Raw genomic sequence first — 13777 nt, 5'->3', positions numbered from 1 at the left:
ATCGTCTTTTCAGATCTGGTTCACGAGGTTTCATGCGCATTCCGAGCCGCGCCTGCGGCGAATGCCGGGGAGGAGGGGCCTGATGGCTGCATCGCAAACGGGGGGCCGCGCTGCGCCCCCGAAGGGTGAGGGCGAGGGCGACATCGCGGCGGCCGAGGCCCTGGTCGCGCAGGTCGAAGCGGGGGCGCGCGCGCCGACAAGCTCGGTGATGCGCTGGCTGATCGTCGCCCTCTGCCTCGGCTGGTCGGCCTTTCAGCTCTATATCGCCTATGTGCCCTTCGACCAGTTCCTGGCGCGGGTGTTCCACCTGACCTTCGCCCTGCTGCTCGCCTTCCTGTGCTACCCGGCCTATCGCGAGCCCGATGGCCGCCTGGCGAAACTGCTCGACCGCCTGTCCGGGGGGCCGCGGTCGGCATTGACCAGGGTGCCGGTCTACGACCTGGTGCTGGCGGTGGTGGCTGCGGTTGCGGTCCTCTATCTCTGGTGGGATTACGAAGAGATCGTCATGCGTGCGGGCCTGCCGCTTCAGCGTGACATCTGGTTCGGTCTCGTCACCATCATCCTGCTGCTCGAAGCCGCCCGGCGCACGCTTGGGCCGGCGCTCGCGATCCTGGCGATCGTGTTCCTCGGCTATTGCATCGTCGGCCCCTGGCTGCCCGGCATCATCCGCCATCCGGGCGTGCCGCTCGACTTCCTGATGAGCGACATGTACCTCAGCGACACCGGCATTTTCGGTGTGCCGATCGGCGTGTCGGTCAGCTTCGTCTTCCTGTTCGTGCTGTTCGGCGCGCTGCTCGATCGGGCGGGCGCCGGGCGCTATTTCATCGACGTCGCCTTCTCGCTGCTCGGCCATCTGCGCGGCGGGCCGGCCAAGGCGGCCGTGGTCGCCTCGGGGCTGACCGGGCTGGTGTCGGGCTCGTCGATCGCCAACACCGTCACCACCGGCACCTTCACCATCCCGCTGATGAAGAAGGTCGGCCTGCCCGCCCACAAGGCCGGCGCGGTCGAGGTCGCGGCTTCCACCAACGGCCAGCTGATGCCGCCGGTGATGGGCGCTGCCGCCTTCATCATGGCGGAAATCCTGGGCATTCCCTATCTGGACGTGGTGCGCGCCGCCCTGATCCCGGCGGTGATCTCGTATCTGGCGCTGCTCTATGTCGTCCATCTCGAAGCCTGCAAGCTGGACCTGAAGCCGGTGCCGCGCTCGGAACTGCCGCGCTTCCGCCAGACCTTCTTCGCCGGGCTGCACTTCCTGATCCCGGTGGTGGTGCTGGTCTGGTATCTGGTGGTGTTGCAGCGCTCGGCCACGCTGTCGGTGCTGCTGGCGATCGAGGCCATGGCCGTGATCATGATCGTGCAGCGGCCGATCCTGGCCTGGCTGACCCGCGAACCGGGCACGCCCATGGGGCAGATCCTGCGCGACGGCGTCGCCCAGGGGCTGCAGGACATCTTCGAAGGGCTGATCAACGGGGCCCGTAACATGGTGGCGGTGGGCGTCGCCACCGCGGCCGCCGGGATCATCGTGGGCGCCGTCACCATCACCGGCCTGGTCGGGCGGTTCGTCACCCTCATCGACGTGATCAGCTTCGGCAACATCTATCTGATGCTGGTGCTGACCGCGATCACCTCGATCATCCTGGGCATGGGCCTGCCGACCACGGCCAACTACATCATCATGGCGACGCTGACCGCGCCGGTGATCGTGCAGCTGGGCGGCGATGCCGGGCTGATCTTCCCGTTGATCGCGGCGCATCTCTTCGTGTTCTATTTCGGCATCCTGGCCGACGACACGCCACCGGTCGGGCTCGCCGCCTATGCCGCCGCAGCCATCGCCCGCGCCGACCCGATCAAAACCGGCGTCCAGGGCTTCACCTACGACATGCGGACGGCGATCCTGCCCTTCATCTTCCTGTTCAACACCGATCTGCTGATGATCTCGGGCGTCGACGATGCCGGGCGGGCGGTGTGGATCGACGATCCGATCCATCTGGCCTGGATCTCGATCTGTGCGGTCGCGGCGATGTTCGCCTTCGCCGCCGGGCTGCAGGGCTGGTTCGCCCGGGCCTGCAAGGGCTGGGAGCGGCTGGCGCTGTTCGCCGTCGCCTTCGCCATGTTCCGGCCGGGCTTCCTGGCGCCCTATATCCCCTTGATGGGGCGGATCGAGGTGCAGGCCCTGGCCCTGGCGCTGCTGGCCGTGATCTATCTCTGGCAGCGGCGTACCGCCGGGCCGGACCGCAGGCCGGCTGCGGCCCGCTGATCTGCGGCACCGGGCCGACACGCAAAACCCCCGCCGGGCAGGCCGCCCGGCGGGGGTTTTTCAGTCGGTCGCTTGTGGATCAGGCGGCGATTTCGGTGCCGCCCACCGTCAGCCCGTCGATGCGCAGGGTCGGCTGGCCCACGCCCACCGGCACCCACTGGCCGTCCTTGCCGCACGAGCCGATGCCGCCGTCGAGCGCCATGTCGTTGCCGATCATCGACACCCGCTTGAGCACGTCGGGGCCGTTGCCGATCAGGGTGGCGCCCTTCACCGGCCGGGTGATCTTCCCGTCCTCGATCAGATAGGCGAGCGAGGCCGAGAAGGTGAACTTGCCCGAGGTGATGTCGACCTGGCCGCCGCCGAATTCCTTGGCATAGAGGCCGCGCTTGACCGAGGCGATGATCTCGGCCGGATCCTTGTCGCCGCCCAGCATGTAGGTGTTGGTCATCCGCGGCAGCGGCTGGTGGGCATAGCTTTCGCGGCGGCCGTTGCCGGTGACCGGCACGCCCATCAGCCGGGCATTCATCCGGTCCTGCATATAGCCCTTCAGGATGCCGTCCTCGATCAGCACGGTGCGGGACGAGGGCGTGCCCTCGTCGTCGATGGTGAGCGAGCCGCGCCGGTCGGGCAGGGTGCCGTCGTCGACCACGGTGACGCCGGGGGCGGCCACACGCTCGCCGATGAGCCCCGAGAAGGCCGAGAGCCTGCGGCGGTTGAAATCGCCTTCCAGCCCGTGGCCCACGGCTTCATGCAGCAGGATGCCGGGCCAGCCGGAGCCCAGCACCACGGTCATCTCGCCGGCGGGGGCGGGGGCGGCTTCCAGATTGATCAGCGCCTGCGACAGCGCCTCTTCGACCAGCGCCTGCCAGCGTTCCGGCGCCACCCAGGCGGTATAGCCGGCGCGGCCGCCGGCGCCGGCATAGCCGCTTTCCTGGCGGTCGCCTTCGCCCACCAGCAGCGAAACACCGATGCGGACCAGCGGCCGCACGTCGCGGGCGGAGCTGCCGTCGGGGCGCAGGATCTCGACCCCCTGCCAGTTGGCCGACAGCGTGGCGCTGACCTGGCGGACCCGGTTGTCGCGGGCCCGCGCCCAGGCATCGATCTCGGCCAGCAGCTTCACCTTGTCGGCAAAGGGCATCGCATCCAGCGGGTTGCCCGGCTGGTAGAGCGCCGGGCCGGGCTTTGCGGGCGCCAGATCCAGCGTGCCGCCATGGCCGCGCAGCACCGCGCCGACCGTGTCGGCGGCACGCGCCAGCGCGTCGTCGTCGATCTGGCTGGCATGGGCATAGGCGACGGTATCGCCGGCCACGGCCCGCATGCCGAAACCCTGGACGGTGTCGAAGGTGGCGGAGCGCAGATGGCCGTCGTCGAAGCCCAGCACTTCGGATTGCCGGTATTCGAGGAAGAGTTCGCCGTCATCCGCCCCCGCGAGCGCCTCGGCGACCTGGCGTTCCAGGCGCGAGCGGTCGAGTGCCCCCGAGGCGAAGAAGGGATCGGTGGCGGTGAGCTTGGCGGTATCGGGCATGGATTGCGGGCCTTACCTGGTCGGACGGGCGGGGCGAAACTTCAAGACGAGGCGGACGGTTGCCCCGGCATGTGGCAGGCCGTGGGACCAGCCAGAGGGTTGGACGTCGGCCTGCCGTTCATGCATGGTATATGGAGCGGTCGGCCGGGGGATATAAGGGATCGTGCGCGCGACGCTCTGCTTCCGCCCGTTTCAGCCCTCGCCGGCATCGTCGTTCCTTCCGGATCGCCATGGGAGCATGCCGGACGGAAGGGCCCGCCGAATGGACCGGACCGCATGGCGGATTCGCCTCCAGGTTCTGTGCGACAAGTTGTCGCATTTTTCCCGAGCGGACTCCGCTTCAGCCTAAGAAGCACAGAAAAACCGCGGAGACTCCAACCGTGGTTGAGCTGCATGGACACCATATCCGTGCGGCTTGTTAGACTTACGGGCGTCGTGTAGCCTTGGTCGCAGCCAATGCGGCCAATTGCCACACGAAGGCGAACTGAGGACGTGGTCTAACGCCGTCCGGCAGAAGACGGGCGGAGCCATCCGCAGGGGGAAGGCCCAAGAATGAGGTCCAAGGATCTAGTCTCTTCGCTGATCGCGGTCTGCGCCGTCCTGTTCGGGACGGCCGGGGCGGCGTTCGCGGAAGGAGTTGCCCATGACTGGCAGCTCAATCTCCAGGCGCCGGCGACGCCTGTCATGGAGCGGGTCGTCGATCTGCATGACATCCTGCTCTACATCTGCTTCGGCGTGTCGATTTTCGTGCTCGCCCTGCTGGTCGTCGTCGTCCTTCGCTTCAATCGGAAGTCCAACCCGACTCCGTCGAAGCGCTCGCACCACACCCTGCTCGAGATCGGCTGGACCGTCGCCCCGATCCTGATCCTGGTCGTGATCGCGATCCCCTCTTTCCGCCTGATCTATTTCGAGAACAAGGTGGAAGAGGCCGATCTGACCATCAAGGCGATCGGGCATCAGTGGTACTGGTCCTACGAATACCCGGACAACGGCAACTTCACCTTCATCAGCAACCTGCTGGAAGGTGACGCGCTCCCGGCCGGCGGTCATCGCCTGCTGGAGGTCGACAACCGGGTCGTCGTGCCGGCCGGAAAGACCATCCGCCTGCTGATCACCAGCGAGGACGTGCTGCACAGCTTCGCGATGCCGTCCTTCGGCGTGAAGATGGACGCCGTGCCGGGCCGGCTGAACGAGACCTGGTTCCGGGTCGAAAAGCCGGGTGTGTATTACGGCCAGTGCTCTGAAATCTGCGGCGTGCGGCACGGCTTCATGCCGATCGTGATCGAGGCGCGGGCCGAGGGCGATTTCGAAAACTGGGTGACCGAAGCACAGGGCAGGTTCGCCCGCGTCGACGGGACCGACGAGGTCCGGGTCGCGCTGGCGGGCCGGTGAGCTTCCGCGGGCACATCCGATAACGAGAGGGATTGGTTATGGCACACGCGGGCGCACATGACGCTCACGGCGCACACCATCCGACGGGCTGGAAGCGGTGGGTCTTCTCCACGAACCACAAGGACATCGGCGTGATGTACCTTGTGTTCGCGGTGGTCGCGGGTCTGATCGGCGGTTTCTTTTCGATGCTGATCCGGGCCGAGCTGGCGTCTCCGGGCGACCAGATTTTCGGCGGCGACTATCAGTTCTACAACGTGGTCATCACCGCGCATGGCCTGATCATGATCTTCTTCGTGGTCATGCCGGCGCTCATCGGCGGGTTCGGCAACTTCTTCGTGCCGCTGATGATCGGGGCGCCCGACATGGCGTTCCCGCGGATGAACAACATCTCCTTCTGGCTGCTGCCGCCGTCCTTCGCGCTGCTGCTGGGCTCCGCCTTCGTCGATGGCGGTGCGGGCACGGGCTGGACGATCTATCCGCCATTGTCGGGCAATGTGTCCCATGGCGGCGCGGCGGTGGACATGGCGATCTTCTCGCTGCATCTCTCGGGTGCGGCGTCGATCCTGGGCGCCATCAACTTCATCGTCACCATCCTGAACATGCGCGCCCCGGGCATGACGCTGCACAAGATGCCGCTGTTCGCCTGGTCGATGCTGGTGACGGCCTTCCTGCTGGTGCTGTCGCTGCCGGTGCTGGCCGGCGCCATCACCATGCTGCTCACCGACCGCAATTTCGGCACGGCGTTCTTCGACCCGGCCAAGGGCGGTGACCCGATCCTGTTCCAGCATCTGTTCTGGTTCTTCGGGCATCCCGAAGTCTACATCATGATCCTGCCGGGCTTCGGCATCATCAGCCACGTGATCTCGACCTTCTCCCGCAAGCCGATCTTCGGCTATCTGGGCATGGCCTATGCCATGGTCGCGATCGGTGTCGTGGGCTTCGTGGTCTGGGCGCACCACATGTTCACGGTCGGCCTCGACGTCGACACCCGCGCCTATTTCACCGCGGCGACCATGGTCATCGCGGTGCCGACCGGCATCAAGATCTTCTCGTGGATCGCCACCGCCTGGGGCGGCTCCATCGAGTTCAAGACCCCGATGCTGTTCGCGATCGGCTTCATCTTCCTGTTCACCGTCGGCGGCGTGACCGGTGTCGTGTTGTCGAATGCAGGGGTGGACACGGTGCTTCACGACACCTATTACGTTGTGGCGCACTTCCACTACGTGCTGTCGCTGGGCGCACTGTTCGCCATCTTCGCCGGGTTCTACTACTGGATCGGCAAGATGTCGGGCCGGCAGTATCCCGAGACGCTGGGCAAGATCCACTTCTGGCTCACCTTCATCGGCGTGAACCTGACCTTCTTCCCGATGCACTTCCTGGGGCTGGCCGGCATGCCGCGCCGTATCCCCGACTATCCGGACGTGTATGCGGGCTGGAACCACGTCGCCTCGATGGGTGCCTATATCTCGGGCTTCGCCGCGCTGTTCTTCATCTTCGTGGTGTTCCGCACGTTGACCGCCGGTCAGAAGTGCGCCGACAATCCGTGGGGCGAGGGTGCAACCACCCTCGAATGGACGGTGACCTCGCCGCCGCCCTTCCACACCTTCGAGGACGGCCTGCCGCGCGTGAAGTGACGGCAGCCTGACCGAGACCGGTCCTTCGGGGCCGTGGCCGGCGGCATCCACACCGCCGGCCACGGCCCCGAAACCGCCCGACCCCGTTCCGACCCGTCCGGTCGGACCGGCCGGGCAGGTGCCGGAACGGGTGGATCGGGATGCGACGGAACATCCGTCCGACACGCAGCTCATCCAGGTCGGTGCCATCCCCCGCACCGCGTCCAGAAGACCAAGGCCCACGCCCGTGACCGACTCCGTCTACACCTCCACCGCCGTTGCCGCAGATGCCGCGTCCCCCGCGGCCGATCCGTCGGTGCGGGATTTCATCGCCCTTCTCAAGCCGCGCGTCATGTCGCTGGTGGTGTTCACGGGCGCCGTCGGCATCTATCTGGCGCCCGGCCATCTGCATCCGGTGCTCGCCTTCGTGGCGCTGCTGTGCATCGCGGTCGGTGCCGGGGCGTCGGGGGCGATCAACATGTGGTACGACCGCGATATCGACGCGGTCATGGCCCGCACCGTCGACCGGCCAATTCCGGCCGGGCGCATGGAGCCTGAAACCGCGCTCGCCTTCGGCGTAGCGCTGGCGGTGGCCTCGGTGGTGGTGATGGGCCTTGCGGTCAATCCGGTGGCGGCGGCGCTGCTGGCGCTGACCATCGGCTTCTACGTCTTCATCTACACCATGTGGCTGAAGCGCAGCACGCCCCAGAACATCGTCATCGGCGGTGCCGCCGGCGCCTTCCCGCCCATGGTCGGCTGGGCGGCGGTCAGCGGCGACGTGTCGCTGGGCGGTCTGGTGCTGTTCGCGCTGATCTTCATGTGGACCCCGCCGCATTTCTGGGCGCTGGCGCTCTACCGCGCCGGCGACTATGCGCGCGCGGGCGTGCCGATGCTGCCGGTCGTGGCCGGCCGGCGCGAAACCAAGAAGCAGATCCTGATCTACACCGTGGCGCTGATCCCGCTGTCGGTGGTGCCCTGGGCGATGGGCCTGGCCAGCGTCTGGTACGGTCTGGCGGCCGGCGGGCTCAGCCTCATCTTCCTCGGCCATGCGATCCGCGTGGCCAAGAGCGAAGGCGATCGGGCCCCCAAGGCGATGTTCGGTTTTTCGATCCTCTACCTGTTCGCGCTGTTCGCCCTGATGGTGGTGGACAAGGCGGCTGGTCTGGGGGGCTGGTCATGACGCCTGCCGATACCCGCAACGGTCCCGTCGATCACCATGACGCGGCGGAATACGATCCGCAGCGCGCCGAGGTGGAAGAGCGGATCGACCCCGCCTCGGCCGAGGCGAAGGACCGGATGCGGCGCATGCGGCAGCGCAACTGGGCGCTCTTTGCCCTGCTCTGGGCGATGGTGGCGCTGTTCTTCGCCATCACCATCGCGAAGATGAGCTGACGAAGGGGTATCGGGTCGTGAGCGAGGCGGACGGACGGGAGGATATGGCGATCGAGCGGGCGCGGCGGCAGCGGCGCGGCAAGCTCGGCACCCTGATCGGCGTCGGCGTGCTGCTGGGCGGCATGACCGTGCTGACCTCGTATTCGACCACGATCTACAACCTGTTCTGCCAGGTCACCGGCTATGGCGGCACCACCCAGGTCGCGGATGCGACCGAGGTGCCGGTGCTCGACCGCGAGATGAAGGTCCGCTTCAACGCCGATACCGCCCGCGGCATGCCCTGGGGCTTCTTCCCCGAGCAGCGCGAAATGGTGGTGAAGGTGGGCGAGCGCCATCTCGCCTTCTACAAGGCGGTCAACAACAGCGACCGTCCGGTGCTGGGCCAGGCCGCCTACAACGTGACGCCCCAGAAGATGGGGCTCTATTTCGACAAGATCGACTGCTTCTGCTTCACCGAGCAGCTGCTCATGCCGGGGCAGTCGATCGACATGCCGGTCAGCTTCTACATCGATCCGAAGATGGCGGATGACCGCAATGTCGACGAGGTTCGTACCGTGACGCTCTCTTACACCTTCTTCGATCTGGGGGAAGAGGGGCTGCAGAGCTATCTGGAGCGGACCGGCCGGAAGCTTGAGGATTTTGCGACCGTAACGCCCGGCACCATACTGGCGGACGGCGCCCGAACCGGAGGCCAGACCCGCCCTGCGGGTGGTTGAGGCTCCTGGTCGGAGACTGACAAAAGGGAAGGAAACGCCCGGACCATCCCTGCGGTCCGGTGCAGGGAAGCTGCCGGGGGCGGGGGTGCGCCCCGTCCCCGGGCCGACGGCCGACGCCGGACGAGGGCGACTGCCAGGGGTCATGCGGCATCGGCCTTGAGGAGGAGTGTAGAATGAGCGAAGCACACGCCGCGCACACCAAAGTGCACGATTATCATCTCGTCGACCCGAGCCCGTGGCCCTTCCTGGGGGCCATGGCCGGCCTGCTGATGGCGGTCGGCGGGGTCATGTTCATGCACGACAACCCGGTGGGCTGGCTGGTCCTGCTGGTGGGCTTCCTCTGCGTGCTGGGCGTGATGGCCGGCTGGTGGCGGGACGTCATCAAGGAATCGGTGCAGCACAAGGCCCATACCGGCGTGGTCCAGATCGGCCTGCGCATGGGCATGGTGCTGTTCATCGCCTCGGAGGTGATGTTCTTCGTCGCCTTCTTCTGGGCCTATTTCAACGCCTCGCTGTTCCCGACCGCAGCGGTCGGCGGGGTCTGGCCGCCCGAGGGCATCGAGACCTTCGATCCCTGGCATCTGCCGCTGATGAACACCACCATCCTGCTGCTGTCGGGCACCACGGTGACCTGGGCCCATCATGCGCTGCGCGAGGGCGACAACCGCACCACCGTGCAGATGCTGGCGATCACCGTCGGCCTCGGCGTGTTCTTCTCCTGCGTCCAGGCCTATGAATACAGCCACGCCACCTTCGCCTTCACCGATGGCGTCTATGCCTCCACCTTCTACATGGCGACCGGTTTCCACGGCTTCCATGTGCTGGTCGGCACCATCTTCCTGGCCGTCTGCCTGCGCCGGGCGATCGCCCGCCAGTTCAGCCCCCAGAAGCATATCGGCTTCGAGGCGGCGGCCTGGTACTGGCACTTCGTCGACGTGGTCTGGCTGTTCCTGTTCGTCGCGATCTACGTCTGGGGCCGCTGATGACCGATCGGCAGGGCGGAGGCGGGGACTGGCCGGCGGTTAACCCGCTGGTCGCCGGCCTCCGCTGCCGCTGTCCACGCTGCGGCGAGGGGCGCCTGTTCCGGGGGCTTCTCGCCGTTCGTGATTCCTGCGACCGCTGCGGCCTGGACCTGCGGGACGTGGCGAGCGAGGACGGCCCGGCCGCTTTCGTGATCCTGATCGCCGGCTTCATCCTGATGGCGCTGGTGCTCTGGGTGGAACTCACCTGGGCGCCGCCGATCTGGTTGCATCTCGTGATCTGGCTGCCGCTGGCGGTTGTCCTGTCGATCGGCCTGCTCCGGCCGATGAAGGCATGGATGGTCGCCCAGCAATACCGCCACCGCATCCTCGGCCTCGGCCTGGATGCGGACGGCACCACCGGAGACTGACACCCCATCATGCCCGCTGCCGATCCGTCGCCGTCCGGTTCCCCGCGTGCCGGCCGCGCCGGCCGCCCCGCCGACAGAAAGCCTGAACGGGCCGGACTTCTGCTCGTCCTCGTGGTGCTGGCCGTGGCGGCCATGCTCGGCCTCGGCACCTGGCAGGTGCAGCGCCTGGCCTGGAAGACCGACCTGATCGAGCAGCGTGCGGCAAGCCTCGCCGCCGATCCGGTCGCGCTCCCGGTCTTCGGCCCGGCCGCCACGCCCGAAGAGCTGGCCGAATGGTCCTTCCGCCGGGTGCGGATGACCGGCCATTTCCGCCACGACAAGGAACTCTATCAGGCGGCCAAATCGCTCAACGGCAATTCCGGCTACCACATCCTGACGCCGTTCGAGCGCACCGACCTGCCCGAAGGCACGGCGCAGACCGTGCTGGTCAGCCGCGGCTGGGTGCCGCTCGACCACAAGGATCCGGCCACCCGTGCCGCCGGCCAGATCCCGGGCGAGGTGACCGTCACCGGCGTCGCCCGTGTGCCCCGAACCACCGCCTGGGTGGTGCCCGACAACCGGCCGTCCGAGAATTTCTGGTTCACCATCGACACCAAGGTGATGGGGGATTTCGTCGGCGAGACCCTGGCACCGGTCTATGTCGAGGCCGATGCGACCCCGATCCCGGGCGACCTGCCCAAAGGGGGCCAGACCCGGTCGGAGCTGCCCAACGACCATCTTCAGTACGCGATCACCTGGTATGCGCTGGCGATCTCGCTGATCGTGATCTATGTCGTCTACAGGCGGCGGCGTTGATCCGCCCGCCTGCGGCCGATCGCCTGCCGCCTGCCGCCGCCTGATCGCTCTCTGACCCGAACCGTTACGGCCGTCCGATGAAACCCTCTATCCGTCGCTTCCGTGCCGTCGCCGGCATCGCCATCGTCGCCACCTTCGTGCTGATCGTTCTGGGTGCCGTCATCCGCGCGACCAATTCCGGGCTGTCCTGCCCCGATTGGCCGCATTGCTACGGCTTCTGGGTGCCGACGCCGGCCAAGCTCGCGACCGTGCCCGGAATCGACTACACCTTCACCCAGGTGATGTATGAATGGGTGCACCGCTTCATCGCCGGCATCATCGTCGGGCCGCTGACCCTGATCCTGGCGGTCTGGGCGCTGATCATGCGGCGTGAAAACCTGCGGCCGGCCCTGTTCGGCATCGCCGCTCTGGCGCTGCTGCTGGTGCAGGGCCTGCTCGGCGGATTGACGGTGCTGGACCGGAACTCTCCCTGGAGCGTCGCGGTTCACCTCTCCAACGCCCAGCTGGTGCTGGCGATGCTGATCGGCATGTATGTCTCGGCCGGCCGTCCGGCACAGAGCGCGCTGGTCTGGACCGAGCCTGTCGCCCGCGGTGCCCGGCTCGCCGTTTTCGCGGTGGCCCTGCTTGCGCTCTCGACCATCGCCGCCGGGGCGATGATGGCCAAGAACGGTGCCTCGCTCGCCTGCTCGACCTGGCCGCTCTGCGATGGCGCGGTGGTGCCGCCGCTCGACGATCCGCTGATCGCACTGCACTTCACCCACCGGGTGCTGGCCGGCGTCACGGCGCTCGCCATCCTGGGCCTGTTCCTCTGGGCGCGCCGCACCCGGCGCCGGGCGCCGGGCTTTGCCCGCGACATGCACCGCACCATGGGCCTGGTCGCGCTTCAGGTCGGTGTCGGCGCGGCGGTCATCTTCCTGCAGGTGCCGGTCTGGACGGCCGCCACCCATCAGGGCATGGGCGTGCTGGTGCTGGCCTCGCTGGTCGTGACCCTGCTGCATCTGGCCTTCGGCCCCGGCACCGCGGTGCCTCGCGGCCGGCCGGAGCCTGCCGCCGGCCAGGCCGTGCCCGCGCGTGGCGCCTGACCACCCCTGATCCGCTCACAAGGACGTCTCCGCCGATGCCGGCCATGACCGAACTCGAGGCGCGCTTCCGCCGCCTGTCGCATATCGAGGGCGCCGAGGGCGTGCTCAGCTGGGATTGGGCGGTGAACATGCCCAAGGGCGGTGCCACGGTGCGCGCGGCCCAGATGGCGACCCTGGCCGAGATCGGCCACGACATCCTGACGGCCCCGGATCTGCCGGCGCTGTTCGACGATGCCGCGGCCGAGCTGGCGGCGGCTGCCCCCGCCGATCAGGCGGCCGCCGATCGCCTGGGCTGGCAGCAGGCCAATCTGGCCGAGATGCGCCGCCGCCATGCCCATGCCACCGCCCTGCCGGCCGATCTGGTCCGGCGGCGGGCGGAAGCGGCCTCGACCTCCGAGATGATCTGGCGCGAGGCCCGGGCGGCCGATGATTTCGCCCGCTTTGCGCCGGCGCTTGCCCAGGTGCTGAAGCTGGAGCGCGAGGCCGCCGCCGCCAAGGGCGCCGCACTCGACCTGCCGCCCTACGAGGCGCTGCTCGACGCCTATGATCCCGGCCGCCGCACGGCCGATATCGACCGGATCTTCGCGCGGCTGGAGGCGGAACTGCCGGTGATCCGCGATGCCGCACTCGCAGCCCAGGCCGCGCGTCCCCAGCCGGTGCGGCCGCAGGGGCCGTTCCCGGTGGCGGCGCAGCGCGCGCTCGGCATCCGGCTGATGACCATGGCGGGCTTTCCCTTCGATCATGGCCGGCTGGATGTCAGCCACCACCCGTTTTCGGGCGGCGTGCCCGATGATCTGCGCATCACCACCCGCTATGACGAGGCCGATTTCGCCGAAAGCGCCATGGCGGTTCTGCACGAAACCGGCCATGCGCTCTACGAGCACGGCCTGCCCCGCGACTGGCGCGACCAGCCGGTGGGGCTTGCCCGCGGCATGACCATTCATGAAAGTCAGTCGCTGCTGACCGAGATGCAGGCCAGCCGCAGCCGGCCCTTCATGACCGCCTTTGCCGCCGCGGCGCGCGAGGCCTTCGGTGCCGACGCCGATGATCCGGCCTATGACGCCGACAATCTTCATGCGCTGATGGTGCGGGTGCGGCCGGGCTTCATCCGGGTCAATGCCGACGAGGTGACCTATCCCGGCCATGTCATGCTGCGCTATGGGCTGGAGCGGGCGATGATCGCCGGAGACCTCGCCGTGGACGACCTGCCCGGCGCCTGGCGCGAGGGCATGGCCCGGCTGGTCGGCGTGGTGCCCGATACCGATCGCGACGGCTGCCTGCAGGACATCCACTGGCCGAGCGGCGCCTTCGGCTATTTCCCGACCTATTCGCTGGGCGCGATGGCGGCGGCACAGCTGTTCCAGGCCGCCCGCCGGGCGCTGCCGGCGCTCGACGACGATCTGGCGCGCGGCGATTTCTCGGGCCTGCTCGGCTGGCTGCGCACCCATGTCCACGGCCAGGGCTGCCGCTGGTCGGCCGACGAGCTGATCGAGCGGGCGACCGGCGCGCCGCTCTCCGCCGATGCCTTCCTCGGCCATCTGCGCCGCCGCTATCTGGGCGAAGGCCCGGCCTGACCACGGTCCCGGCGCCGGGGCGGACAGGTCCACATGGCTGA

The 13777-nt window shown here is 67.9% G+C and carries 12 protein-coding genes; 11 read left to right on the top strand and 1 reads right to left on the bottom strand.

The annotated features are described in order from the left end of the window. Positions 1-82 precede the first annotated feature (82 nt). Positions 83-2257 (top strand): TRAP transporter permease, encoded by a 2175-nt coding sequence (locus CMO28_RS03210; protein ID WP_296709500.1) that lies wholly within the window; start codon positions 83-85, stop codon positions 2255-2257. A gap of 79 nt (positions 2258-2336) precedes the next feature. On the opposite strand, the gene tldD is transcribed toward CMO28_RS03210, so the two are convergent. Beyond that, on the bottom strand, positions 2337-3782 hold the full coding sequence (tldD, locus tag CMO28_RS03205) for a metalloprotease TldD (protein ID WP_296709498.1): 1446 nt from the start codon (positions 3780-3782) through the stop codon (positions 2337-2339). Positions 3783-4334: 552 nt separating this feature from the next. Here tldD and coxB point away from each other — a divergent pair. The 10 genes from coxB (at position 4335) to CMO28_RS03155 (ending at position 13736) form a co-directional block, all read left to right on the top strand. After that, the gene (gene coxB, locus CMO28_RS03200; protein WP_296709495.1) at positions 4335-5174 is read left to right on the top strand and encodes a cytochrome c oxidase subunit II; all 840 of its coding nucleotides are present in this window, start codon (positions 4335-4337) and stop codon (positions 5172-5174) included. A gap of 38 nt (positions 5175-5212) precedes the next feature. Then, the gene (gene ctaD, locus CMO28_RS03195) at positions 5213-6808 is read left to right on the top strand and encodes a cytochrome c oxidase subunit I (RefSeq protein ID WP_041604984.1); all 1596 of its coding nucleotides are present in this window, start codon (positions 5213-5215) and stop codon (positions 6806-6808) included. A gap of 226 nt (positions 6809-7034) precedes the next feature. Continuing rightward, on the top strand, positions 7035-7967 hold the full coding sequence (gene cyoE / locus CMO28_RS03190; RefSeq protein WP_296709489.1) for a heme o synthase: 933 nt from the start codon (positions 7035-7037) through the stop codon (positions 7965-7967). Continuing rightward, a complete protein-coding gene (locus tag CMO28_RS03185) occupies positions 7964-8179 on the top strand; it encodes a hypothetical protein (RefSeq protein WP_014746326.1) in 216 nt (71 codons plus the stop codon). The genes cyoE and CMO28_RS03185 overlap by 4 nt, the downstream gene beginning before the upstream one ends. 17 nt (positions 8180-8196) lie before the next feature. Further along, positions 8197-8895, top strand: coding sequence for a cytochrome c oxidase assembly protein (locus CMO28_RS03180; RefSeq protein ID WP_296709485.1), 699 nt, complete (start codon positions 8197-8199; stop codon positions 8893-8895). Positions 8896-9068: 173 nt separating this feature from the next. Continuing rightward, a complete protein-coding gene (locus CMO28_RS03175) occupies positions 9069-9878 on the top strand; it encodes a cytochrome c oxidase subunit 3 (RefSeq protein ID WP_296709482.1) in 810 nt (269 codons plus the stop codon). Next, positions 9878-10285: a DUF983 domain-containing protein gene (locus CMO28_RS03170; RefSeq protein WP_296709479.1), complete on the top strand. Its 408-nt coding sequence runs from the start codon at positions 9878-9880 to the stop codon at positions 10283-10285. The genes CMO28_RS03175 and CMO28_RS03170 overlap by 1 nt, the downstream gene beginning before the upstream one ends. A gap of 9 nt (positions 10286-10294) precedes the next feature. After that, on the top strand, positions 10295-11080 hold the full coding sequence (locus CMO28_RS03165; RefSeq protein ID WP_296709477.1) for an SURF1 family protein: 786 nt from the start codon (positions 10295-10297) through the stop codon (positions 11078-11080). Between the two features lie 77 nt (positions 11081-11157). Continuing rightward, a complete protein-coding gene (locus CMO28_RS03160; RefSeq protein ID WP_296709474.1) occupies positions 11158-12162 on the top strand; it encodes a COX15/CtaA family protein in 1005 nt (334 codons plus the stop codon). A 35-nt stretch (positions 12163-12197) separates the two neighbouring features. Further along, positions 12198-13736 (top strand): carboxypeptidase M32, encoded by a 1539-nt coding sequence (locus tag CMO28_RS03155; protein WP_296709471.1) that lies wholly within the window; start codon positions 12198-12200, stop codon positions 13734-13736. Positions 13737-13777: the final 41 nt, after the last annotated feature.

The sequence above is a fragment of the Tistrella sp. genome (assembly GCF_002684955.1).
Taxonomy (GTDB): Bacteria; Pseudomonadota; Alphaproteobacteria; order Tistrellales; family Tistrellaceae; genus Tistrella; species Tistrella mobilis.
Note: the sequence above shows the minus strand (reverse complement) of the source record. Positions and strands in the feature narration are given on the sequence as shown.